22 protein-coding genes, 1 tRNA gene and 1 other RNA gene are annotated in these 21,461 nt (G+C 73.1%); 13 read left to right on the top strand and 11 right to left on the bottom strand.

Features of this window, described 5'->3' with window-relative positions:
• Positions 1-46: 46 nt before the first annotated feature.
• From J1M41_RS01425 to aceE, 5 genes are all read right to left on the bottom strand, one after another.
• Positions 47-292: an acyl carrier protein gene (locus J1M41_RS01425; RefSeq protein WP_010078906.1), complete on the bottom strand. Its 246-nt coding sequence runs from the start codon at positions 290-292 to the stop codon at positions 47-49.
• Between the two features lie 61 nt (positions 293-353).
• Positions 354-1,406, bottom strand: a complete 1,053-nt coding sequence (locus tag J1M41_RS01430; protein WP_206450993.1) for a beta-ketoacyl-ACP synthase III — start codon at positions 1,404-1,406, stop codon at positions 354-356.
• 32 nt (positions 1,407-1,438) lie between these two features.
• Entirely contained in the window at positions 1,439-2,362 is a 924-nt protein-coding gene (locus J1M41_RS01435; RefSeq protein ID WP_113914178.1) for an ACP S-malonyltransferase, read from the bottom strand.
• Between the two features lie 106 nt (positions 2,363-2,468).
• Complete coding sequence (locus J1M41_RS01440) at positions 2,469-3,671, bottom strand: CdaR family transcriptional regulator (protein WP_206450994.1); 1,203 nt, start codon at positions 3,669-3,671, stop codon at positions 2,469-2,471.
• 124 nt (positions 3,672-3,795) lie between these two features.
• Positions 3,796-6,546 carry a pyruvate dehydrogenase (acetyl-transferring), homodimeric type gene (gene aceE / locus J1M41_RS01445; protein ID WP_206450995.1) on the bottom strand — a complete coding sequence of 917 codons (2,751 nt, stop codon included), beginning with the start codon at positions 6,544-6,546 and terminating at the stop codon, positions 3,796-3,798.
• 254 nt (positions 6,547-6,800) lie between these two features.
• On the opposite strand from aceE, the gene J1M41_RS01450 reads away from it, so the two are divergent.
• The 5 genes from J1M41_RS01450 (at position 6,801) to J1M41_RS01470 (ending at position 9,076) form a co-directional block, all read left to right on the top strand.
• Positions 6,801-7,232 (top strand): DUF3052 domain-containing protein, encoded by a 432-nt coding sequence (locus tag J1M41_RS01450; RefSeq protein WP_036340159.1) that lies wholly within the window; start codon positions 6,801-6,803, stop codon positions 7,230-7,232.
• Positions 7,225-7,731, top strand: a complete 507-nt coding sequence (locus J1M41_RS01455; RefSeq protein ID WP_145950772.1) for a redoxin domain-containing protein — start codon at positions 7,225-7,227, stop codon at positions 7,729-7,731. The genes J1M41_RS01450 and J1M41_RS01455 overlap by 8 nt, the downstream gene beginning before the upstream one ends.
• 15 nt (positions 7,732-7,746) lie before the next feature.
• Positions 7,747-7,820: transfer RNA gene (locus J1M41_RS01460), tRNA-Val, on the top strand.
• Positions 7,821-7,895: 75 nt separating this feature from the next.
• Entirely contained in the window at positions 7,896-8,735 is an 840-nt protein-coding gene (locus J1M41_RS01465; RefSeq protein WP_206450996.1) for an AzlC family ABC transporter permease, read from the top strand.
• The gene (locus tag J1M41_RS01470) at positions 8,732-9,076 is read left to right on the top strand and encodes an AzlD domain-containing protein (RefSeq protein WP_061867838.1); all 345 of its coding nucleotides are present in this window, start codon (positions 8,732-8,734) and stop codon (positions 9,074-9,076) included. Before J1M41_RS01465 ends, J1M41_RS01470 begins: the two co-directional genes overlap by 4 nt.
• On the opposite strand, the gene J1M41_RS01475 is transcribed toward J1M41_RS01470, so the two are convergent.
• Complete coding sequence (locus J1M41_RS01475) at positions 9,063-9,647, bottom strand: hypothetical protein (RefSeq protein WP_206450997.1); 585 nt, start codon at positions 9,645-9,647, stop codon at positions 9,063-9,065. The genes J1M41_RS01470 and J1M41_RS01475 overlap by 14 nt on opposite strands.
• A 138-nt stretch (positions 9,648-9,785) precedes the next feature.
• On the opposite strand from J1M41_RS01475, the gene J1M41_RS01480 reads away from it, so the two are divergent.
• The 3 genes from J1M41_RS01480 to gndA all read left to right on the top strand — a co-directional run bounded on the left by J1M41_RS01480 (position 9,786) and on the right by gndA (position 13,050).
• Complete coding sequence (locus tag J1M41_RS01480) at positions 9,786-10,286, top strand: hypothetical protein (protein ID WP_041103632.1); 501 nt, start codon at positions 9,786-9,788, stop codon at positions 10,284-10,286.
• Positions 10,287-10,491: 205 nt separating this feature from the next.
• Positions 10,492-11,406 (top strand): polyphosphate kinase 2, encoded by a 915-nt coding sequence (gene ppk2 / locus J1M41_RS01485; protein ID WP_010078895.1) that lies wholly within the window; start codon positions 10,492-10,494, stop codon positions 11,404-11,406.
• An 81-nt stretch (positions 11,407-11,487) separates the two neighbouring features.
• A complete protein-coding gene (gene gndA / locus J1M41_RS01490) occupies positions 11,488-13,050 on the top strand; it encodes an NADP-dependent phosphogluconate dehydrogenase (RefSeq protein ID WP_155933238.1) in 1,563 nt (520 codons plus the stop codon).
• A gap of 19 nt (positions 13,051-13,069) precedes the next feature.
• On the opposite strand, the gene epsC is transcribed toward gndA, so the two are convergent.
• The 3 genes from epsC to msrA form a co-directional block, all read right to left on the bottom strand.
• Positions 13,070-13,657, bottom strand: a complete 588-nt coding sequence (gene epsC, locus J1M41_RS01495) for a serine O-acetyltransferase EpsC (RefSeq protein ID WP_036381293.1) — start codon at positions 13,655-13,657, stop codon at positions 13,070-13,072.
• 43 nt (positions 13,658-13,700) lie between these two features.
• A complete protein-coding gene (gene cysK / locus J1M41_RS01500) occupies positions 13,701-14,636 on the bottom strand; it encodes a cysteine synthase A (protein ID WP_002856838.1) in 936 nt (311 codons plus the stop codon).
• Positions 14,637-14,725: 89 nt separating this feature from the next.
• On the bottom strand, positions 14,726-15,307 hold the full coding sequence (msrA, locus tag J1M41_RS01505) for a peptide-methionine (S)-S-oxide reductase MsrA (RefSeq protein ID WP_036312770.1): 582 nt from the start codon (positions 15,305-15,307) through the stop codon (positions 14,726-14,728).
• A 113-nt stretch (positions 15,308-15,420) separates the two neighbouring features.
• Between msrA and J1M41_RS01510 the strand changes: the two genes are divergently transcribed.
• The 3 genes from J1M41_RS01510 to J1M41_RS01520 all read left to right on the top strand — a co-directional run bounded on the left by J1M41_RS01510 (position 15,421) and on the right by J1M41_RS01520 (position 18,173).
• Positions 15,421-16,350 carry a Nif3-like dinuclear metal center hexameric protein gene (locus J1M41_RS01510; RefSeq protein WP_206450998.1) on the top strand — a complete coding sequence of 310 codons (930 nt, stop codon included), beginning with the start codon at positions 15,421-15,423 and terminating at the stop codon, positions 16,348-16,350.
• Positions 16,347-17,081 carry a zinc ribbon domain-containing protein gene (locus J1M41_RS01515; protein ID WP_036381299.1) on the top strand — a complete coding sequence of 245 codons (735 nt, stop codon included), beginning with the start codon at positions 16,347-16,349 and terminating at the stop codon, positions 17,079-17,081. Before J1M41_RS01510 ends, J1M41_RS01515 begins: the two co-directional genes overlap by 4 nt.
• An 81-nt stretch (positions 17,082-17,162) precedes the next feature.
• Positions 17,163-18,173: a reverse transcriptase-like protein gene (locus J1M41_RS01520; protein WP_206450999.1), complete on the top strand. Its 1,011-nt coding sequence runs from the start codon at positions 17,163-17,165 to the stop codon at positions 18,171-18,173.
• Positions 18,174-18,207: 34 nt separating this feature from the next.
• Here the strand turns inward: J1M41_RS01520 and J1M41_RS01525 are convergent, their stop codons facing one another.
• Positions 18,208-19,005, bottom strand: coding sequence for a YaaA family protein (locus J1M41_RS01525; RefSeq protein ID WP_049147969.1), 798 nt, complete (start codon positions 19,003-19,005; stop codon positions 18,208-18,210).
• A gap of 120 nt (positions 19,006-19,125) precedes the next feature.
• Between J1M41_RS01525 and J1M41_RS01530 the strand changes: the two genes are divergently transcribed.
• Positions 19,126-19,440, top strand: coding sequence for a hypothetical protein (locus J1M41_RS01530; protein WP_012750836.1), 315 nt, complete (start codon positions 19,126-19,128; stop codon positions 19,438-19,440).
• 21 nt (positions 19,441-19,461) lie between these two features.
• Here the strand turns inward: J1M41_RS01530 and rnpB are convergent.
• An RNA gene (gene rnpB, locus J1M41_RS01535) (RNase P RNA component class A) lies at positions 19,462-19,840 on the bottom strand.
• 144 nt (positions 19,841-19,984) lie between these two features.
• Between rnpB and J1M41_RS01540 the strand changes: the two genes are divergently transcribed.
• Complete coding sequence (locus J1M41_RS01540) at positions 19,985-21,430, top strand: glyceraldehyde-3-phosphate dehydrogenase (protein WP_098093020.1); 1,446 nt, start codon at positions 19,985-19,987, stop codon at positions 21,428-21,430.
• Positions 21,431-21,461 lie beyond the last annotated feature (31 nt).

Here is a 21,461-nt window from a genome sequence, read left to right on the forward strand (position 1 = left end):
CACCGAGGGGACGGGGCGGGCCGGGCCCGCCGCCGTCGTGGGCCGATCAGGCCTGGGCGCCGTCGATGAAGTCGACGGCGTCCTGGACGGTCTTGAGGTTCTTGACCTCCTCGTCCGGGATCTTCACGCCGAACTTGTCCTCGGCGTTGACCACGATGGTCATCATCGAGATCGAGTCGATGTCCAGATCGTCCGTGAAGGACTTCTCCGGTTGCACCTCGGCGGTGTCGAGGCCGGTCTCCTCGTTCACGATCTCGGCGAGGCCGGCGAGGATCTCTTCCTTGGAAGCCATGGGGCGTCTCCTTCGGTAGGGGTGTGGGGTGTACGTGATCAGTGAATCAGACGGCGCCGCCTCAGGGGAGGCGGACCACCTGGGCGCCGTAGACCAGCCCGGCGCCGAAGCCGATCTGCAGGGCCAGGCCGCCGGTGAGCTCGGGGTTCTCCTCCAGCAGACGGTGCATGGCCAGCGGGATGGACGCGGCCGACGTGTTGCCGGCGTCCGCGATGTCCCGGGCCACGACGACGGACTCCGGCAGCTTCAGCTGCTTGGCGAACTCGTCGATGATCCGCATGTTGGCCTGGTGCGGGATGAACGCGGCGAGGTCCTCGGGCTCCACGCCCGCGGCGTCGAGGGCCTCGCGGGCCACCTTCGCCATCGACCACACGGCCCAGCGGAAGACGGAGGGCCCGTCCTGGCGCAGCGTGGGCCAGAGCATCCCCTCCGCGCCGGTGATCGCCGAGGCGTCGCCCGTGGTGCGGGCGTGCTCCACGGCATCGCGCAGCTCCAGCTGCGAGTGCGTCATGGAGATCGTGGACCAGCGCTCCCCGTCCGAACCCCACACCGAGGGGGAGATGCCCGGCTCGTCCGCGGCCGACACGATCACGGCGCCCGCGCCGTCGCCCAGGAGGAAGGAGATGGAGCGGTCCGTGGGATCCACGACGTCGGAGAGGCGCTCGACGCCGACCACGAGCACGTGCCGCGCGGTGCCGGAGCGCACGAGCGCGTCGGCCTGCGCGACGCCGTAGCAGTAGCCGGCGCACGCGGCGGAGACGTCGTAGGCGGGCGCCGGGGTGGCGCCGATCTCGTGCGCCACGAGGGCCGCGGCCGAGGGGGTGGCGTGCGGGAAGGTGACGGTCGAGACGATCACGGCGTCCAGGTCCGAGCCCTGCAGGCCGGCCCGCTCGAGGGCCTCCCGGGCGGCGCCCACGGCCATGACGGGCACGGTCTCCTCCGCCGTGGCGCGCTGGCGCGTGACGATGCCGGTGCGCTGGCGGATCCACTCGTCCGACGAGTCGATGGGGCCGACGAGGTCCTCATTGGGGACCAGGTTCGCCGGGCGGTAGGCGCCCACGGCCACGATGCGGCTGGCCGCGGGGCGCTCGTGCTGCTTCAGGGTGACGGTCATGGTGCTTCTCTCTGCCGGGCGGTGCGCGGGGTTCAGGCCGAGTGCTCGGCCAGGAACGCCCGCGCGGCGTCCAGGTCCTCGGGGGTCTTCACGGCGAGCTGCGCGGTGCCCTTGAGACCGCGCTTGGCCAGTCCGGTCAGTGTGCCACCGGGCAGCAGCTCCAGGACGCCCGTGACCTGCCGCGTGGCCATGGTCGCCATGCACAGGTCCCAGCGGACCGGGCGGGTGACCTGGTCCACGATCCGGGCGAGCACGTCCGTGCCGGACTCGACGGCCTCGCCGTCCCGGTTGGACAGCAGGGGCAGGCGCGGGTCCGAGGGGGAGAGGCCGGCGACGTGGGCCGCGAGGTCGTCCACGGCGGGGCGCATGTGCTCCGTGTGGAACGCGCCGGCCACCTTGAGCGGGATCACGCGGGCGCGGGCGGGGGCGGACTCGGCGAGCGCGCCGAGGGCCTCCGCGGTGCCGGCGGCGACGATCTGGCCGGCGCCGTTGACATTGGCGGGCGTCAGGCCCGCCGCGTCGATGGCCGCGAGGACCTCGTCCTGGTCCCCACCCACGACGGCGGCCATGCCCGTGGGCGTGGCCGCGGCGGCCCGGGCCATGCCGGTGGCGCGCACGCGCACCAGGGAGAGGGCCTCGGCGGGGGACAGCACGCCGGTGACGGCGGCCGCGGTGACCTCGCCCACGGAGTGGCCGGCCACGACGGTCGACTTCGGTGCGGCGGCGTCCGCCTCGAGGGCCGCGGCGGCCACGAGGCCGGCCGCCACGATCAGCGGCTGGGCGACGGCGGTGTCCTTGATGGTCTCCTCGTCCGACTCAGTGCCGTGGCGGATCAGGTCCACGCCCGCGGCGTCGGAGAGGGATGCGAGCAGGTCGCGGGTCCCGTCCAGCTCGAGCCAGGGGGCGAGGAAGCCGGGCGTCTGGGACCCCTGTCCGGGGCACACGATGGCAAGCATTCCTCCATCGTGTCAGGATCGGCCGCCATCCCGGGCAGATCGCGCCACGAAGCACGGCGAGTGGGTTTGGAGGGTTTCTACAAGTGGGGGGGGGCGCCGCCCCGGCTCAGTCCGAGCCTGTCCCGGTCGTCGGCCGCGCCCCCGCGAGCCGGCCCAGGGTGATCGCGGTCTGCAGGACGTACGCGTCGCGAGGGACCAGCGGGTCCCAGCCGGTCACCTCGGCCACCCGCTTGAGGCGGTACCGCACGGTGTTCGCGTGGACGAACAGCTCGCGGGCCGTGCCCTCGAGCGAGTGGCCCAGCGCGCCGTACGCGTCCACGGTCTCCAGCAGGGAGGTGCCGGCGTCGGCCAGGGGCGTGAACACCCCGTCCACGAGGGCCTCCCGGGCCGTGGGGTCGCCCAGCAGCGCCCGCTCGGGCAGCAGGTCCTCCGCCGGGGTGGGCCGGCACGCCCGGGGATGGGCGGCCGCCGCGCTGAGCCCGGCGAGGGTGTGCCGGGCCGAGACGTGCGCCGAGATCAGCGAGTCCACGACGGGTCCCACGATCACCGGTCCCGGCGCGAACCAGCGCGCGAGCGCCTCGCCCACCGCCCGCGCGTCCCGCACCGAGCCGACCACGAGGACGAGCCGTTCGGACTGCACGCCCACGAGCAGGTCGCAGTCGAGCCTCGCCGCGGCCCGCCGCAGGTCCGGGATGAACGCGGGCTTGTCCTGCCCCGGGGCGAGACCCGCCATGACCATCACGTCGTGGTCCCCACGCCAGCCCAGCGCGGTGGCCCGGTGCCGGATCTCGTCCGGGTCCTGCCCGCGCAGCACCGCGTCCAGCAGGACCGACTCGAGCCGCGAGTCCATCGCTCCGCGCATCTCCGCGGCCCGGGCGTACACGTCTGCGAGCGCGAACGCGACCTCGCGCGAGTAGTGGAGGATGTGCTCGCGGACGGGCGCCTGGTCGCGCTCGGCCAGCAGCTCCGGCACCCGCGTCTCGACGACGTCCACCATCGTCCGGATGAGCTGGAGGGCCCGCTGCAGCGAGATCGCCCCGGTGAGATCGGTGGGCGCGGGCCCGAAGACGTCCTGCAGGACGTGGCCCGTGGAGGTGGGCCGCTCGAACCACGTGAGGAAGCCCTGCAGGGCGCGCTGGGCCACGAGCCCGAGGGCGCTGCGCTCGTCCGGGGTGAGTCGGCGGTACCAGGGCAGGGTGGCGTCCAGCCGCTGCAGCACCGCCGTGTTCAGGGCCCCCAGGTGGCTCCTGAGGCGGGCCAGCCCGTCGGTGCTCACGGGGCGAGGGGCGGCGGGGCGGGGCTCGGGCATGCGCTTCATCCTAGGCGCGTGTTGTGGGGTTCCTACAGCGACGACGCCGGCCGCTCGCCTCCCTGGCGGAGGCGAGCGGCCGGCGTCGGGACGGGAGGGCGTCGGCCTCCCCGCGGCATGCGGGTCAGGCGTCGCCGCCCGCGATGCCGGTGGTGCCGGCGTTGACGTCGTCCAGGCGGTACTTCTCGTGCGCCTTCGCGGCCGTGCCCCGCTCGACCTCGCCCTCCTCCTCGAGGAGCTGCAGCGCGCGGACCACCATCGAGTGGGTGTCGATGAGGAAGTACCGACGGGCGGCGGCGCGGGTGTCCGCGAAGCCGAACTCGTCGGCGCCGAGCGCCGAGAAGCGGTTCGGCACGAACGGGCGGATCTGGTTCGTCCACGAGGTGGAGTAGTCCGAGGTGGCCACGATCGGGCCCTCGGCCCCCTGCAGCGCCTGCGTCACGTAGGGCACGCGCGGGGTGGCGGACGGGTCCTTCAGGGCGTCCTTCTCCGCCGCGACGGCGTCGCGGTACAGCTCGTTGTAGGAGGTCACCGACCACACGGAGGCGTTCACGCCCCACTCCTCGGAGAGGATCCGCTGGGCGTCGAGCGCCCACGGCACGGAGACGCCGGAGCCCAGGAGCTGGACCTTCGGGCCGTCGCCCTGGCCCTCGGAGAGGCGGTAGATGCCCTTGAGCAGGCCCTCCACGTCGAGGCCCTCGGGCTCCTCGATGTGGGTGATCGGCTCGTTGTACACCGTGAGGTAGTAGATGACGTTGCGGACGTCGTCCCCGCGGTCGTGGTCGCCGTACATGTCCTCCAGGCCCTGGCGCACGATGTGGGCGATCTCGTACGAGTACGCCGGGTCGTGGTGCTTCACGGCCGGGTTCGTGGACGCCAGGACGGGGGAGTGACCGTCCATGTGCTGGGTGCCCTCGCCGGCGAGGGTGGTGCGCCCGGCGGTGGCGCCGATCATGAAGCCGCGCGCGAGCTGGTCGCCTGCGGCCCAGATGTTGTCCGCGGTCCGCTGGAAGCCGAACATCGAGTAGAAGATGTACACCGGGATCATCGGCTCGCCGTGCGTGGAGTACGCCGTGCCGATCGCGTTGAACGCCGCGGTGGCGCCGTCCTCGTTGATGCCGACGTGGTAGATCTTCCCCTGCGGGGACTCCTTGTAGGACAGGAACAGGTCCCGGTCCACGGACAGGTAGTTCTGGCCCTTGGGGTTGTAGATCTTCGCGGTCGGGAAGAACGAGTCCATGCCGAAGGTGCGGGCCTCGTCCGGGATGATCGGCACGAAGCGCGGTCCCATGTTCTTGTCCCGCATCAGGTCCTTGAGCAGGCGCACGAACGCCATGGTCGTGGCGGCCTGCTGCTTGCCCGATCCCTTGCGGGCCTGCTTGTACGCGGACTCCGGGGGCAGCGGGATCGCGTGGTAGTCGCTGCGCCGCTCCGGCACGAAGCCGCCCAGCTCCTTGCGCCGCTCCATCATGTACGTGATCTCCGGGGCGTCGGCGCCCGGGTGGTAGTACGGGATGTCGTACGGGTCCTTCTCGATCTGCTCGTCCGAGATCGGGATGCGGTGGCGGTCCCGGAACACCTTGAGGTCGTCCACCGTCAGCTTCTTCATCTGGTGCGTGGCGTTGCGACCCTCGAAGGACTTGCCCAGGCCGTAGCCCTTGATGGTGTGGGCCAGGATCACGGTGGGCTGGCCCTTGTGCTCCATGGCGGCCTTGTAGGCGGCGTACACCTTCTTGTAGTCGTGGCCGCCACGCTTGAGGCCCCAGATCTCGTCGTCGGTCATGTCCGCCACCATCTCCTTGGTGACGGAGGACCGGCCGAAGAAGTGGTCGCGCACGAAGCCGCCGGACTCGGCCTTGTAGGTCTGGTAGTCGCCGTCGAGCGTCTCGTTCATGATGCGCACGAGCTCGCCCTCGTCGTCGGCCTCGAGCAGCGGATCCCACTCGCGGCCCCACAGGACCTTGATGACGTTCCAGCCGGCGCCCCGGAAGTAGGACTCCAGCTCCTGGACGATCTTGCCGTTGCCGCGCACCGGCCCGTCGAGACGCTGCAGGTTGCAGTTGATGACGAAGGTGAGGTTGTCGAGCTTGTCGTTGGCCGCGATGTGCAGCTGGCCGCGCGACTCCGGTTCGTCCATCTCGCCGTCGCCGAGGAAGGCCCACACGTGCTGGTCGGAGGTGTCCTTGATGCCGTTGTTGTGCAGGTACCGGTTGGTCTGCGCCTGGAAGATGGCGTTCATCGGCCCCAGGCCCATGGACACGGTGGGGTACTGCCAGAAGTGCGGCATCATCCGCGGGTGCGGGTAGGAGGGCAGGCCGTGGCCCTGGCGGGACTTCTCCTGGCGGAAGCCGTCGAGGTCCTCCTCGGTCAGGCGGCCCTCGAGGAAGGCTCGGGCGTAGTTGCCCGGCGAGGAGTGGCCCTGGAAGAAGATGTGGTCGCCGCCGCCCGGGTGGTCCTGGCCGCGGAAGAAGTGGTTCAGGCCCACCTCGTAGAGGGTCGCCTGGCCTGCGTAGGAGGAGATGTGACCGCCGACGCCGACGCCGTCGCGCTGGGCGCGCTGCACGAGGGCCATGGCGTTCCACCGCAGGTAGTTGCGGTAGCGGCGCTCGAGCTCCTCGTCGCCCGGGTACTCCGGCTCCTGGTCCGCCGGGATCGTGTTCACGTAGTCCGTGGTGGTCACGTAGGGCAGGGCGACGGACTGGGCGCTCGCGCGCTGCATGAGGGAGCGCATGATGTACTGCGCCCGCTCCGTGCCGCGCTCCTCGATGAGTCCGTCGAGGGACTCGATCCACTCCGACGTCTCCTGGGGATCCTTGTCCGGGAGCTGGTCGGTCAGACCGCTGCGGATCTGCGAGCTCTCTTCGGCTGCGCTCACGGTGCCTCCTGGTTCTCGTGCGGAGGGGTGCTCCGCGGTGGGCTGCGGGCAGACGATCCGGTCCGGGCCCGCGACGCCGAGCCGGGCGCGTCGCCCGGAGAGTGCGTCTGTTCCTCCCCAGAGTAGACCGGAGCCGCCGCGTCCGCCCGGCCGGAGGCCCCGGAACGGCGGCGTCCACGGCGTATGGTGGTCATCATCACCCGCTCGACGGCGCGGGCCGCAGTGCCCGCCACCATCAAGGAGGACCGGACACTATGCAGGCTGGGTCGACGCCGACCTCGACGGACAGCGCCCTGCTGGCGGAGCTCGCCCTCTCGAGGGGCGACCTGGTGCAGGAGTGGGGGTACGACGACGACGTCGACGTCACCTTCCGCGACGCGCTCGAGGACGCGCTCGGCGAGGAGCTGCTGACCGAGGACGACCAGGAGCCGGCGGACGCGGTCCTCTTCTGGTGGCGCGCGGACGACGGCGACGTCATGGATCTCGCGGACGCCCTCGTGGACGCCCAGCGCTCCCTCGATGCCGGCCCCGTCTGGATCATGACCCCCCGCAAGGGGCGCCCCGGCCACGTCAGCCCGGCGGACGTCGCCGAGGCCGCCTCCACCGCGGGCCTGCACGCCACCACCGGGGCCGGTGCCTCCGAGGACTGGGCCGCTCAGAAGCTCGTCCAGAAGCGCGGTGGCTGAGCCCCCGTCCGGCGGGACGCGGGGCGCCGACGTCGTCCCCGCGCTGCGCGACGACCACGGCCAGACGTGGCCGTGGCCGCCGACGCGCGGGCCCCAGGACGCCGCCGGGCCGCGGGGCACGTGGCTCGTCTTCCTGCCCGGGGCGTTCACGCCGGTGTGCACGGACGAGCTCGGCTGGATCGGGGCGCTCGCCGAGGACGTGGCGGTCGACGATGTGGCTGTCCGCGTGGTCTCGTGTGATGCCGCCCCCGTGCTGCGCCGCGTCCGCGAGGAGCTGGCACTGCCGGAGCCGCTCACCCTGCTCTCCGATTTCTGGCCCCACGGCGCGGCCTGCCGTGCCCTCGACGTCTTCGACGTGGAGACCGGGCGGCCCCGCCGCGTCTCCGTGCTGCTCGACGCGGACGGGGTCGAGGCCGCGCGCGTGGTCGCCGCCCCGGGACAGGCACGCACCCGGAGCGAGCACGAGGCGGCGACGCGCGACCTGCTCGCTCACCGGTAGCCTGGACGGACACCGGCACCTGTAGCTCAGTCGGTCAGAGCATCTCGTTTACACCGAGAGGGTCGGGGGTTCGAGTCCCTCCGGGTGCACCGATCGCGGGGCCATGACACGGCGTGACGCCGCGGCTCCGTCATGCCGACCGCCCGTCAGGCGCCTATGAGAGCATGCTCACCATCATGGGCTCCTCGTCAGCGTCCTCGCGCGCCTCCGCTCCGCCCTCGCGGTGGGCCGAGGTGCGCTCCGGCGTCGCCGTGACGCTGGGCGCCGGCCTCGGCCTGTTCCCCCTGGGCGTGGCCTTCGGGATGCTCGTGGTCCAGGCCGGGCTGCCCGCGTGGGTCGCACCCCTGTTCTCCGTGGTCGTGTTCGCCGGGTCCGTCGAGCTGCTGCTCGTCTCGCTGGTGGTGGCGGGCACGCCGCTGCTCACGATCGCCGTGACGGTGTTCCTCGTGAACTTCCGCCACGTGTTCTATGCGTTCAGCTTCCCGCTGCGCGTGGTCCGGGGGCGCCTCGCGCGGATCTACTCGATGGGCGCCCTGATCGACGAGGCCTACGCCATCGCCGCCGCCCAGCCCCGCGGTTGGACGGCGCCCCGGCTGCTGGCCATGCAGATCGCGCTGCATGCGTATTGGGTGCTCGGGGGCCTCGCCGGGGTGGCCGTCGCGTGGCTGCTGCCCGGGCCGGTGGAGGGCCTGGAGTTCGCGCTCGTCGCCCTCTTCATCGTGCTCGCCATGGACGCCGCCCGCACGCGGGCCCAGCTGCCCCTCGTGCTGGCGGCCGCGGTCGCCGTCGGGGTGGCCCTGCTGCTGGCACCGGCACAGGTGCTCGTCGTCGCGTTCGCCCTCTACGCCGCGGTACTGATCGCGTTCCACGTGCTCGCCGCACGCGGGACCGCCCTGCCGCTGCCCGAGCCCGTGCCCGTCACCGGACCGGTGCCCGTCGTCGCCGCGGTGGGGGAGCGGGCCGTCACGGATGCCGAGCCCGACGCCGAGGAGGATCCCCGATGACCGGCGCCGCCTACCTGGTGGCCGCGGCCGTCGTCGCGGGCCTCGTGACCTTCTGCCTGCGGGCGCTGCCGTTCGCCCTGCTGCAGCCGCTGCGGGAGTCCGTGCTCGCCGCGCGGCTGGCGGTGTGGATGCCCGCCGGCGTGCTGACCATCCTGGCCCTGGTGATGCTGCTCGACGCCGCGGCGCTGGCCCCCGGAGAGCCCGTGGACGGGACGCGGGTGGCCCACGCGCTGATCGCGGCGGCGGTGACGGTCGTCGTGCATCTGCTGGCCGGGCGGCGGACCCTGGTCTCGATCGCCTCCGGCACGCTGGCCTACGTGCTGTTGGTCAACCTGGCCTGAGCGGCGGCGGGGCGGGTTCGCCCAGGCGTTCGGCCCATGCGCGGCTCGCCGCGGCGAGGCGCCGGCCGTAGGCGGTGACCCCGTCGGACAGCGTCCCGGCGTTGTAGAGCGTCCCCGCCCGGGCGATCCCCTCCGCGGAGAGGTCGCCGCGCAGGTGACCGCGCAGGATCTCCAGCCCGAAGGCCAGGTTGTCCTCCGGCTCCCACAGGTGGAGACCGCGCTCCGCCGCCTGCGCGAAGTACGGCGGCCACGTGATCTGCGCGGGCCCCACGCCGTTGGACTTCTCCCCCTGCGCCACCCGGGCCACGAGCTCCTCATAGCGCTCCCGGGTCACGAGGACGTCCGTCCCGCGCGGGGCGCTGTGCACGCCGCCGGCGTCGTGCCCGAAGACGTTCCGGCCACCGGACTCGAGCTCGGCCAGGGCCGCCGCCACCGCGAGGGGAACGTCCGCCCGGCGTGCGGCGGCCACGATCGCCGCGGCGTTGTCGAGGTGTCGGCCGAGCGTCGCCGGCGGGTCGGAGGAGCGGTCGCGGGCGGAGCGGCGGGTGAGGAGGTCGCGGAGCAGGCCCATCGGCCCACCCTCCCGCATCCCGGGTTGAGTTGTCGCGGGTGACGGGCCCGCGCACCCGCGACAACTCAACCCGGGATGCGGGGCAGGGGCCGGGCGGCGGCGCGTCGTCGGCGTCCGGGGCGCACTAGGGTGGAGCGCATGTCCGCGACCCCCCTCGGCTTCTGGAAGCTGCCCGCCCGTCCCGACGGCGCCGCCCGTCACCTCGCCGTCATCACCGGGGGCGAGGCGCAGCAGACCATGCTCTTCCTCCAGGACGGGCAGTGGTCCATCCTCGCCCTCTTCCAGGACGAGCTGGCCGGCAAGGCCGCCGCCCGCACCCTGGACGCGCTCCTGCAGTCCGTCACCTGTCTGCGCATGGGCGGCCGTGACGTCCTCGACGGCGCCGACACCCCGCGGCCCGGTGTCGAGTGGGCCGGCTACGACCGCGAGTTCGAGGAGGCCGACGTGGCCGAGCAGCGCGACGTCGAGCCGCGCGGCCGGATCTGGATCCTCCCGGCCACGGACGGCGCCTCCGTCGGCCTGAAGCTTCCCGGGCACCGCCGGTACGACGACGCCGTCGCGCAGTTCGCCGACGTCGACGCGGCGCGTGCCGCCGTCGCGGCGATCGACGAGCTCCTGGGCGTCGGCCCGCGCGGCTGAGCAGGCCGACACTCGTCGGCCCGGGGCCGCGACCGTTCGCCTCCCAGGGTTCACCTGCTGTTCACGCGGCTGCGCTGCCGGGCCCGGCTCCCTCGTCCGCCGCCCGCCCATAATGGTGGACAGAGCACAGGCCGCGGCCCGCCGCCGTCGTACCGAGGAGGGGGACGGACGGGCACGGTGACGCACCCAGTGAAGGAGACGGTCCATGGAGCTGCTGCAGCCCGACGCCCCCCGCGAGAACCTCCGCGAGTTCATCGACAAGCTGCGCGACGGCGGCTACACCGTCTCGGACGGCCACACCAACGATCCCGACCTGATCGATCCGCAGGGCCGTGCCGTGGAGACGTGGAGGGAGGACTACCCGTACGAGACGCGCATGACGCGCGAGGAGTACGAGCTGGAGAAGTACCGCCTGCAGATCGAACTGCTCAAGCTGCAGTACTGGGGCGAGGACACCGGCCAGCGCCACATCATCGTCTTCGAGGGCCGCGACGCCGCCGGCAAGGGCGGCACCATCAAGCGCTTCACCGAGCACCTGAACCCCCGCACCGCCCGCGTCGTGGCCCTCAACAAGCCCTCGGACCGCGAGCTCGGCCAGTGGTACTTCCAGCGCTACATCCAGCACTTCCCCACGGCGGGCGAGATCGTGCTGTTCGACCGATCGTGGTACAACCGCGCCGGCGTCGAGCGCGTGATGGGCTTCGCCACGGACGAGCAGTACCGCCGCTTCATGAACCAGGTGCCGCTGTTCGAGAAGATGCTCGTGGACGACGGCATCCACCTCACCAAGTTCTGGTTCTCCGTGACACAGACCGAGCAGCGCACGCGCTTCGCGATCCGCCAGATCGACCCGGTCCGCCAGTGGAAGCTCTCGCCCATGGACCTCGAGTCCCTGGACCGTTGGGAGGCGTACACGGAGGCCAAGGAGGCCATGTTCCTCCACACGGACACGGACCACGCCCCGTGGATCTCCATCCGCTCCAACGACAAGAAGCGGGCCCGCCTCAACGCGATGCGCTACTTCCTGTCCCAGTTCGAGTACGAGGGCAAGGACCACGAGGTCGTCGGCACCCCGGACCCGCTGATCGTGCGCCGCGGCCGCGACGCCGTGGGGGACTGACCGCGGTCGACGTAGGCTGGGGGGCGGGTCCGTGTCCGGCACGGCCCGTCCCACCGTCCGAGCCACAGGAGGCCACCCGCGATGACCGAGCAGACCACCACCGTCCCCGTCGGCGCCGCCGACATCGGCGTCACGGGCCTGGCGGTGATGGGCGCGAACCTCGCCCGCAACTTCGCCCGCCACGGCTACACGGTGGCCCTGCACAACCGCAGCCGGGCCCGCACGGACCAGCTCGTGGCCGAGCACGGTGACGAGGGTGCGTTCGTGGCGACGGAGACGCTCGCCGAGCTCGTGCAGTCCCTCGCCGTGCCGCGCCGGGTGCTCATCATGGTCAAGGCGGGCGCCCCCGTGGACGCCGTCATCGACCAGCTCGTCCCCCTGCTGGACGAGGGCGACATCGTCATCGACGCCGGCAACTCCCATTTCGAGGACACCCGCCGCCGCGAGGCGGCCCTCGCCGAGAAGGGCCTGCACTTCGTGGGCGTCGGTGTCTCCGGCGGCGAGGAGGGTGCCCTGCACGGTCCGGCGATCATGCCCGGCGGTCCGGAGAAGTCCTACGAGGCCCTCGGCCCGATGCTCGAGAAGATCGCCGCGCAGTTTGAGGGGGAGCCGTGCTGCGCCTGGGTCGGCACGGACGGCGCCGGCCACTACGTGAAGATGGTCCACAACGGCATCGAGTACGCGGACATGCAGGTCATCGGCGAGGCCTACGACCTGCTGCGCCGTGTGGGCGGCCTCGAGCCCGCCGAGCAGGCCGAGGTGTTCACGGCGTGGAACCAGACCGACCTGGCCTCCTACCTCATCGAGATCACGGCCGAGGTGCTCGCGCAGGTGGACGCGGCCACGGGCCGCCCGCTCGTGGACGTGATCGTGGACGAGGCCGGGCAGAAGGGCACCGGCCGCTGGACCGCGATCTCGGGTCTCGACGTCGGCTCCCCGGTGGCCGCGATCGCCGAGTCCGTCTTCGCCCGCTCGCTGTCCTCTCAGCGCGCGGTGCGCGAGGTCGCCCGTGAGACCCTCGCGGCCGGCGTCGACGAGGAGGCGCAGCGCGCCCCGCAGGACACGGACGCGTTCGTGGAGGACGTGCGCCAGGCGCTGTTCGCCTCCAAGCTCGTGGCCTACGCGCAGGGCATGGACATGCTCGCGGCCGCCGCCGAGGAGTACGGCTGGTCGCTGGACCTGGGCACCATCGCCTCGCTGTGGCGGGACGGCTGCATCATCCGCGCCGACCTGCTCGACGTGATCATGCAGGCCTTCGGCGGCCGCGACACCTCCCGCCATCCGGCGCCGGGCACCCGCGCCCCCGGCCAGCCGCTCAACCTGCTCTTCGCCCCCGAGTTCGCCCAGGCGATCGCCGAGGCCCTGCCGGCCTGGCGCCGCGTGGTCGGCACCGCCGTCGCCGCGGGCGTGCCGGTGCCGGTGTTCTCCTCGGCCCTGGCGTACTACGACGGCCTGCGGGCCGACCGCCTGCCGGCCGCCCTCGTGCAGGGCCAGCGCGATTTCTTCGGCGCCCACACCTACCTGCGCGTCGATCGCGAAGGCTCCTTCCACACGCTGTGGTCCGGCGACCGCACCGAGGTGGACGGCGAGGGCGTGCCCGTCGTCATGCCGCAGCCGACCGAGGGCGACCCCACGCAGGACTGACCCGGCGTGGACCCGGCCCTCAGATCCAGAGGGCCGGGTCCACGTACTCCGCGGGGTCCACGAGCGGCTTGCCCTCGGACGGGCCCTTGCGCGGTCGGACGGTGGCCGGCACGCCGGTGGCGATCGCGTCGGCGGGGGTGTCCTTCACGACGACGGCGTTGGCGCCCACCGCCGTTCCCTCCCCGAGCTCGACGGGTCCGAGGATCTTGGCGCCGGCCCCCACCACGACGCCGTCGCGCAGCGTGGGGTGCCGCTTCACCTTGGCCAGGGAGCGGCCGCCGAGGGTGACCCCGTGGTACAGCATCACGTCGTCGCCGATCTCCGCGGTCTCGCCGATCACGACGCCCATGCCGTGGTCGATGAAGAACCGACGACCGATCGACGCGCCGGGGTGGATCTCGATGCCCGTGGCCGCGCGCGTGACCTGCGAGAGCACGCGCGCGGGCATCTTCAACCGGTCGTGCCGCCACATCCGGTGCGCGACGCGGTGCGCCCACACGGCGTGCAGACCCGAGTAGACGAGGGCCACCTCGAGGTCACCTCGCGCCGCCGGGTCATGGCTGCGGACGGTCGCGATGTCTTCCTTGATGCGGGAGAACAGTCCCACGGGCGGCCCCTTCGGGTCGGTGCGGTCGGTGAGCGGGCGGCGGTCAGCCGCGGATGTCCTCGAAGAGGGCGGTGGAGATGTAGCGCTCGCCGAAGTCACACACGATGGCGACGATCAGCTTGCCCTCGGACTCGGGCTTGGCGGCCTCCTTGAGGGCGGCCGAGATGATCGCGCCGGTGGAGATGCCGCCGAGGATGCCCTCCTCGGTCCCGAGCCGACGGGCGGTCTCGATGGACTCCTCGAAGGTGGCCGGGTAGACCTCGTCGTAGAGGTCGGTGTCGAGGATCTCGGGCACGAAGTTCGCGCCGATGCCCTGGATCTTGTGCGGGCCGGCCTGGCCGCCGGAGAGGATGGGGGAGTCGGCCGGCTCGACGGCGATGAGCTTCACGTCCGGCTTCTGCTCGCGCAGGTACCGGCCCGCGCCCGTGATGGTGCCGCCGGTGCCGACGCCGGCGATGAACACGTCCACGGCGCCCTCGGACGCGTCCCAGATCTCCGGGCCGGTGCCCGTGTAGTGGGCCTGGATGTTGGCCTGGTTCGCGAACTGCTGGGCCCAGATGGAGTTCGGGGTGCTGCGGACGATCTCCTGGGCGCGCTCGAGGGCGCCGCGCATGCCGTCTGCACCGGGGGTCAGCACGATCTCGGCGCCGAACGCCTTGAGCATCACGCGGCGCTCGGTGGACATGGTCTCAGGCATGGTCAGGATCACGCGGTAGCCGCGCGCCGCGCCGACCATGGCCAGGGCGATGCCGGTGTTGCCGGAGGTGCCCTCCACGATGGTGCCGCCGGGGGTCAGCTCGCCGGCCGCCTCCGCGGCGTCCACGATGGCGGTGCCGATGCGGTCCTTCACCGAGTTGGCCGGGTTGTAGAACTCGACCTTCACGGCGACGTCGCCGGGCAGGTCCTTCGCGAGGCGGTTCAGCCGGACCAGGGGCGTGTTGCCGACCGCCTGGGTGATGTCGTCAAGGATGCGGGCCATGGTGGTACCTCCGGGGGGTGGTGGTGCGCCTCGGGGCGCGGGCGATCTAGTGGGTGTTCCTGCGTCAGGCTATCGAGCCGCGGCGCCGCTCAGGCGTCCACGAGCCACGCGGAGTAGTTCCGGCGCACCTTCGCGAGCTTCGGATCGATGACCACACGGCAGTATCCATTGGAACGGCGCCGCGCATAGAAGTCCTGGTGAATATCCTCGGCCGGGTGCCACGCGGACGCCGGCTCGACGCGTGTGACGATGGGGCTGTCATAGTTCGCCTGCGCCCGGGCGATCTCGTCCGCGAAGAACCGGGCCTCGGCCTCGTCGTGGGCGAAGACGGCCGAGCGGTACTGGGTGCCGACGTCGGCCCCCTGGCGGTTCAACGACGTGGGGTCGTGGCCGGTGAAGAACAGATCCATGATCACCTCGGGCGGCACGACGGCGGCGTCGAAGCGCACGCGGACCGCTTCGGCGTGGCCGGTGGTCCCGGTGCACACGGACTCGTAGCTCGGGGCGGGGTCGTCGCCTCCGGTGTAGCCGGACTCGACGGCGAGCACGCCCCGCACGCGACGGTAGACGGCGTCGAGGCACCAGAAGCAGCCGCCGGCGAGCGTCAGCTCGCGGACGTCGGCGGGCGCGTCGGAGGCGCCGAGGGGCTCGGTACGGGGGGAGTCGGTCATGGCAGGCACAGCAACGCGGCCCGCGCTTTTCATTCCCGACGGCGCCGCGCCGTGCCCTCACCCAGGGCCGCCGGGTCGTGCGTGCCCGGGCCGGGTGGGCCATCATGGCCGGTATGACCGTGTCCCGTCCCACCGTCCCCGTCTCGCCGGTGCATGCCCTGGCCCCGCCGACGCTCGGGCAGGTCCTCGAGGTCGTCCAGGGGCTGTGGCCGCGGGAGCTGGCGGAGCCGTGGGACGCCGTCGGGCCGGTGGCCGGGCGCCCGGAGGCCCCGGTGCGGACCGTCCTGTGGGCGCTGGATCCCGTGCAGGCCGTGGCCGACGAGGCCGTCGCCCGCGGGGCCGACCTCGTGGTCACCCACCACCCGCTCCTGCTGCGCGGGACCTCGTCCGTCGCCGCCGTCGGACACGCCGCCGCCGCGAAGGGCCGCCTGCTGCACACCCTGATCGAGCACCGCATCGCCCTGCTGGCCGCGCACACCAACGCCGACGCCGTCGTGGGCGGCGTCTCGGACGTGCTGGCCCGTGCCGTCGGCGTCACCGGAGCGCTCTCGCCCCTGACGGTGTCCGCCGCCGGCACCGGGGCCGAAGGCATCGGCCGGGTGGGCGACCTGCCCGAGGAGACCGACCTGGCCGCCTTCGCCCGGGCCGTGCACGCGGCGCTGCCCGCCACGGCCGGCGGCGTGCGCGTGGCGGGCGACCCCGCCCAGCGCATCCGCCGCGTCGCCGTGTGCGGCGGTGCCGGAGACAGCCTCTTCGACGCGGTCCGCGCGTCCGGCGCGGACGTCTACGTGACCGCCGATCTGCGCCACCACCCGGCCTCGGAGGCCCGGGAGACGGCCGCGACGGGGAATGGGCGTCCCGCGCTCGTGGACGTCTCGCACTGGGCGAGCGAGTCCCTGTGGCTCGAGCACGGCGCCCGCGCCCTGGAGGCCGCCCTGGCGGAGCGGGGACTGGGCGTCACCACCCTGTTCTCAGATCACCGCAGCGACCCCTGGGACTTCCTGGTCGGGGGAGAGCGGGCCGACGAGGGGAGTCACGCATGAGTGAGGTCACCGCACCGCCGGCCGTCCAGGCCCGGCTGCTGGAGCTGCAGGAGCTCGACACGGCCCTGGACCAGGCCCGCGCCGCCGTCCGTCGGCTCAAGGCAGACCCGGAGCACGCCCGGCTGCGCGCCCGCGCGCTGGAACTCGAGGAGGCGTTGCCCGGCCTCGAGGATGCCGCCCGCACCGCCGACCGGGCGGGGGCCGAGGCCACCGAGAAGGCCGCCGCCACCCGCGCCCGTCGGGACCGGACCCGGGAGCGGCTCGAAGCGGGCCAGGGCGGGTCCAAGGAGCTGCAGGCCATGCAGCACGAGGACGACACGCTCACCGCACTGCTCGATGACCACGAGGCCGCGGCGCTCGAGGCCATGGAGGCCGCCGACGCCGCCGAGTCCCGGCTCGCGAAGGGCCACGCCGCTCTGGAGCAGGCACGGGCCGAGGTCGAGGCCCGCGCGGCGGAGGTGCGCCGCGAGGGGCAGGCCGTGACCCAGCGTGGCCGGGACCTCACCCAGCGCCGGGCGGCGTTGGCCGCGGAGTTCCCCGCGTCGTTGCTGGCCCTGTACGAGCAGGCGCGGGAGCGCAACGGCGGCATCGGCGCGGCCCGGCTCGTCGGGAACCGGTCCGCGGCCGCGGGCACGGAGCTGTCACCGGCGGAGGTCGCGCGCATCCGGGCCCTCCCGCCGGCCGCCGTCGCCCGCTGCCCCGAGTCCGGCGCCATCCTCATCCGGGACTGACCCCGGGCCCCGCCCCCGGCGCGGTCAGTAGAGTGGGGGGCCGCGTCGGACGGCGCGACCACGGACACGAGGAGGCGCACGGTGAGCGGACGAGTCCTGCAGGTGGAGGCCGACGGCGGGTCGCGGGGCAACCCCGGCGTCGCCGGCTACGGCGCCCTGGTGCGCGACCCGGCCACAGGCGAGATCCTCCGGACCGACGCCGCCCCGCTGGGGAAGGCGTCCAACAACGTGGCCGAGTACTCCGGGCTCGTGGCCGGGCTGCGGATGGCCCGGGACCTCGACCCGGAGGCCCGGGTGCACGTGCTGATGGACTCCAAGCTCGTGGTGGAGCAGATGTCCGGGCGGTGGAAGATCAAGCACGACGACATGCGGCGCCTCGCGGCCGAGGCCCGGGCCGTGCTGCCCCCCGAGCGCGTCAGCTACGAGTGGATCCCGCGCAACCGGAACAAGGACGCCGACCGCCTCTCCAACGAGGCCATGGACGCCGGCGCGCGGGGCGGCCAATGGGACGCGGGCGCGTCCGAGGTGCCGGTCGCGGCCCCCGCGGCCGCGGGGTCGACCGCCGCGGAGGCGTCCACGACCTCCGCGTCGGCGGTGGCCGGGTCCGGCCTCGAGGCCGACGCGGACGTCCGGGCCGTGGAGGCGGACGGGCCCGACGCCGTCGCCTCGCCGGAGGATGCGACCCCGGCGCCCGCGCCCACGGGCCGGCTGCACCACGTGGAGATCTGGGTCGCCGACCTCGCGGCGGCCGAGGCGAGCCTCGGCTGGCTGTTCGGCGAGCTCGGCTACGTGCCGGGCGAGGGGTGGGCCGAGGGCCGGACGTACCAGGGGGCGGGGGAGTACCTCGTGCTCGAGGCCGGGCCCGACGTCGCCGCGGGCGCCCACGAGCGCACCCGCCCGGGCCTGAACCACCTGGCCTTCCGGGCCGGATCGCGCGCCCGCGTGGACGAGCTCACCGCCGCCGCGCGCGACCGGGGGTTCCGCCTGCTCTTCGAGGACCGCCACCCGCACGCCGGGGGACCGGACCACTACGCCGCCTACCTCGAGACCGCGGACGGCTTCGAGGTGGAGCTGGTGGCCGTCGAGGACTGAGGCCGCGTCCGGGCAGACCGCGCCTCGCCCGGGGTCACCCCTCGGGCAGGATCACCCGCAGCGCGCCGGGCTTCGCGCCGGACGGCCGGGCCAGCTCGACCTCCCAGCCGTGGCCGTCCCCGGCCCGCGCGACCACGTCCGCGACGCGCTCCAGCGTCGAGGTCTCCCGCGCCCCCGCCTCCAGCAGCGCGCGGGCCACGAGGCCGCGGGTGTGCTTGGCGAAGTGCGAGACGACGGTCCGCTCGCCGTCGCGCAGCTGGAACACGTCGACCGCGAGGGTCCGCTCCGCCGGTGCCCGCCACTGGGCCGCGTAGCCGCCGGAGCGGCAGTCGACGACGGGCCCGCCGTCCCGTGCGGCGAGCGCGTCGAGGGCGGGGGTCAGGACGGGGCGCCAGTGCGCGGCCAGCCCGGGCAGCCCCGGCAGCTTCGCGCCGACGGGCAGCCGGAAGGCGGGGATCCGGTCCGCCAGCGCGGTGGCGCCGAACAGCGCGGAGAAGACCAGCACGGACGCGCGGGCGCGGCGCTTCGCCGCCGCGGACAGGGAGACGTGGTCGAGCGCATCGAAGAGCACGCCCGTGAACACCCGGTGACCGGGCGCGGCAGGGGCCGAGGCCAGGCGCGTGTTCGCCTCGACCTCGCCGGTGAGCGACGCCCCGACGCCGAGAGCCGCCAGGGCATCCGGGGCGGCCGAGACCGCGGCGAGCCGCGTGAGCAGGTCCGCGCGGGCGCCCGTCACCGCGGCGTCATCGGCCAACGCGAGGGCATCGAGGTCGAGCGGGGCCCCGGAGCGGGGCGCGGTCTTGCCCTCGGAGGGCGGCAGCAGGATCAGCACCGGGCCAGCCTAGCCAGGCGCCCCCGGACCGACGCGCGGACGGACTCGGCCGACGTCGTCGTCCGGACCTGGCACAGTGGTGGGGTCCGCACAGCCGCCCCGCATCCCAGGAGTCGCCCGATGACCGCCATGAACGTGTTCGGCGTGGTGTACCCGTTCGTCCTGCTCGTGATCGCGGCCGCCGTGTGGCTCGGGATCCGCTCCAGCGGGCGGGAGCGCACGCACGCCTCCGCTCTGGAGCAGCGCCTGCGGGAGCACACCTTCACGGGGCAGGACCGCGTGACGCTGGAATGGCCGCGGGACCGGCGACGCCCGAGCCTGGCGAAGGTCGTCTCGATCGGCGAGTCGTACGGGTACCGCCTGCTGGACAAGCGGGAGCGCGAGCACGTGGTGGAGCTCGAGTTCGAACGGATCCTCGACGACGAGGGGTTCTGACCCCAGCCGGGGGCCGTGAGGTGGGACGGACCGGCTGTAAGCCGGGTTCTGTGCCTCGCGCGCGTTGCCCCGCGCGAGGTGACGGCCATCCATCTGGGCCCGCCATCGCTGACGGGCTCGAGCGGCCAACCCGGACGCTGGGGCGAGCAGCCCTCGTGACGCGTCCTGTTCGGCCTTGCACCGGATGGGGTTTACCGAGCCGGCCCCGTCACCGGGGCCGCTGGTGGTCTCTTACACCACCCTTTCACCCTTACCGCCGCGCACACGGCGCGGAGGCGGTCTTCTCTCTGTGGCACTGGCCCGCGGGTCGCCCCGGGTGGATGTTGTCCACCATCCTGCTCTGCGGTGCCCGGACTTTCCTCGCACCCCCGCAGGGGCACGCGGCCGTCCGCCGATCCGTCCCGACCGACCAGTGTACGCCCCGTCGCGACCGCTGGGCCGCTCCGGACGTGTCCTCGCCTAGAATGGCGGAGTCCGCCGACAACGAGGTCGGGGGATGGGGCCTGCCCAGGACGGCCCCGCCAGGTTTCAAGGAAGGACTCCCGTGGCAGACACCGCCTCGACCCAGACCCCCGAGTGGAACACGCAGCAGAAGCTCGCGGAGAAGATGGTCCCCCTGCTGGGCACCCTGTACCGCGAGCACAACGTGGTCACCTCGATCTACGGGCGCTCCCTCGTGAACCGCGGCGTGATCGACATCATCAAGGCCCACCGTTACGCCCGCCGCGTGCAGGAGGCCCCGCTGAGCGTCGAGTCCACCTACCCCCTGGTCGAGGCCATGGCTGCGATGGACCTGGGCGCCGCCACCGTCGACCTGGCCGAGCTGGCCGCCAAGCAGAAGGCCTCGGGCCAGGACGTCCAGGCCTTCCTGGACGCCGAGCTCGCCGAGGTCAAGGGCAAGGCCGGTGAGGGCCTGGGCGAGACCCAGGACGTCGTGCTCTACGGCTTCGGTCGCATCGGCCGCCTGCTGGCCCGCATCCTCCTCGACCATGCCGGCGGTGGCTCCAAGCTGCGCCTGCGTGCCGTCGTCGTGCGCAAGAACTCGGAGGACGACCTGATCAAGCGCGCCTCCCTGCTGCGCCGCGACTCGATCCACGGCCCGTTCGACGGGACGATCGTGGTGGACGAGGACCGCGACGTGATCACCGCCAACGGCACCGAGATCCAGGTCATCTACTCGAACGATCCGACCACGGTGGACTACGCCTCCTACGGCATCAAGGACGCGCTGGTCATCGACAACACCGGACGCTGGCGCGACGACGAGGGCCTGTCCCAGCACCTGCAGGCCAAGGGCGCCGCGAAGGTCCTCCTGACCGCCCCGGGCAAGGGCGAGATGAAGAACATCGTGTTCGGCGTGAACTCGGACGACATCACGCCCGAGGACACGATCGTCTCGGCGGCCTCCTGCACCACCAACGGCATCACCCCGGTGCTCAAGGTCATCCAGGACGACTACGGCATCGACCACGGCCACGTGGAGACCGTACACGCCTACACCAACGACCAGAACCTCGTGGACAACTTCCACAAGGGCGCCCGTCGTGGCCGTGCCGCCGGCATGAACATGGTCCTCACCGAGACCGGCGCCGCCAAGGCCGTGGCCAAGGCCCTGCCCGAGCTCAAGGGCAAGCTCTCCGGCAACGCCATCCGCGTCCCCACCCCGGACGTGTCCATGGCCATCCTGAACCTGGAGCTGACCAAGCCCACCTCGGTGGAGGAGCTCAACGCCCGCCTGAAGCAGGAGTCCCTCACCGGCCCCCTGCGCGGCCAGGTCGGCTACGTGGACTCCCCGGAGGTCGTGTCCACCGACTTCGTCGGCTCGGACCGCGCCGGCGTCGTGGACGGCCTGGCGACCCTCGTGAACAACGACGGCAAGAACGCCATCCTCTACGTCTGGTACGACAACGAGTACGGCTACTCGCACCAGGTGATCCGCGTGGTGGAGAAGATGGCGGGCCAGCAGGTCCCCGCCTTCCCGCAGGCCTGACCCGCCGACGACGACGGCCCGTCCCCGCGGA

This window comes from Micrococcus sp. KRD096, assembly GCF_017168495.1.
GTDB classification, from domain to species: Bacteria; Actinomycetota; Actinomycetes; order Actinomycetales; family Micrococcaceae; genus Micrococcus; species Micrococcus luteus.

Excerpts from the sequence above, each read along its gene's own strand:
- J1M41_RS01425 (WP_010078906.1), bottom strand. The coding sequence starts at position 292 with ATGGCTTCCAAGGAAGAGATCCTCGCCGGCCTCGCCGAGATCGTGAAC.
- J1M41_RS01430 (WP_206450993.1), bottom strand. The coding sequence starts at position 1,406 with ATGACCGTCACCCTGAAGCAGCACGAGCGCCCCGCGGCCAGCCGCATC.
- J1M41_RS01435 (WP_113914178.1), bottom strand. The coding sequence starts at position 2,362 with ATGCTTGCCATCGTGTGCCCCGGACAGGGGTCCCAGACGCCCGGCTTC.
- J1M41_RS01440 (WP_206450994.1), bottom strand. The coding sequence starts at position 3,671 with ATGCCCGAGCCCCGCCCCGCCGCCCCTCGCCCCGTGAGCACCGACGGG.
- J1M41_RS01450 (WP_036340159.1), top strand. The coding sequence starts at position 6,801 with ATGCAGGCTGGGTCGACGCCGACCTCGACGGACAGCGCCCTGCTGGCG.
- J1M41_RS01465 (WP_206450996.1), top strand. The coding sequence starts at position 7,896 with ATGCTCACCATCATGGGCTCCTCGTCAGCGTCCTCGCGCGCCTCCGCT.
- J1M41_RS01470 (WP_061867838.1), top strand. The coding sequence starts at position 8,732 with ATGACCGGCGCCGCCTACCTGGTGGCCGCGGCCGTCGTCGCGGGCCTC.
- J1M41_RS01475 (WP_206450997.1), bottom strand. The coding sequence starts at position 9,647 with ATGGGCCTGCTCCGCGACCTCCTCACCCGCCGCTCCGCCCGCGACCGC.
- J1M41_RS01480 (WP_041103632.1), top strand. The coding sequence starts at position 9,786 with ATGTCCGCGACCCCCCTCGGCTTCTGGAAGCTGCCCGCCCGTCCCGAC.
- ppk2 (WP_010078895.1), top strand. The coding sequence starts at position 10,492 with ATGGAGCTGCTGCAGCCCGACGCCCCCCGCGAGAACCTCCGCGAGTTC.
- gndA (WP_155933238.1), top strand. The coding sequence starts at position 11,488 with ATGACCGAGCAGACCACCACCGTCCCCGTCGGCGCCGCCGACATCGGC.
- cysK (WP_002856838.1), bottom strand. The coding sequence starts at position 14,636 with ATGGCCCGCATCCTTGACGACATCACCCAGGCGGTCGGCAACACGCCC.
- msrA (WP_036312770.1), bottom strand. The coding sequence starts at position 15,307 with ATGACCGACTCCCCCCGTACCGAGCCCCTCGGCGCCTCCGACGCGCCC.
- J1M41_RS01510 (WP_206450998.1), top strand. The coding sequence starts at position 15,421 with ATGACCGTGTCCCGTCCCACCGTCCCCGTCTCGCCGGTGCATGCCCTG.
- J1M41_RS01515 (WP_036381299.1), top strand. The coding sequence starts at position 16,347 with ATGAGTGAGGTCACCGCACCGCCGGCCGTCCAGGCCCGGCTGCTGGAG.
- J1M41_RS01530 (WP_012750836.1), top strand. The coding sequence starts at position 19,126 with ATGACCGCCATGAACGTGTTCGGCGTGGTGTACCCGTTCGTCCTGCTC.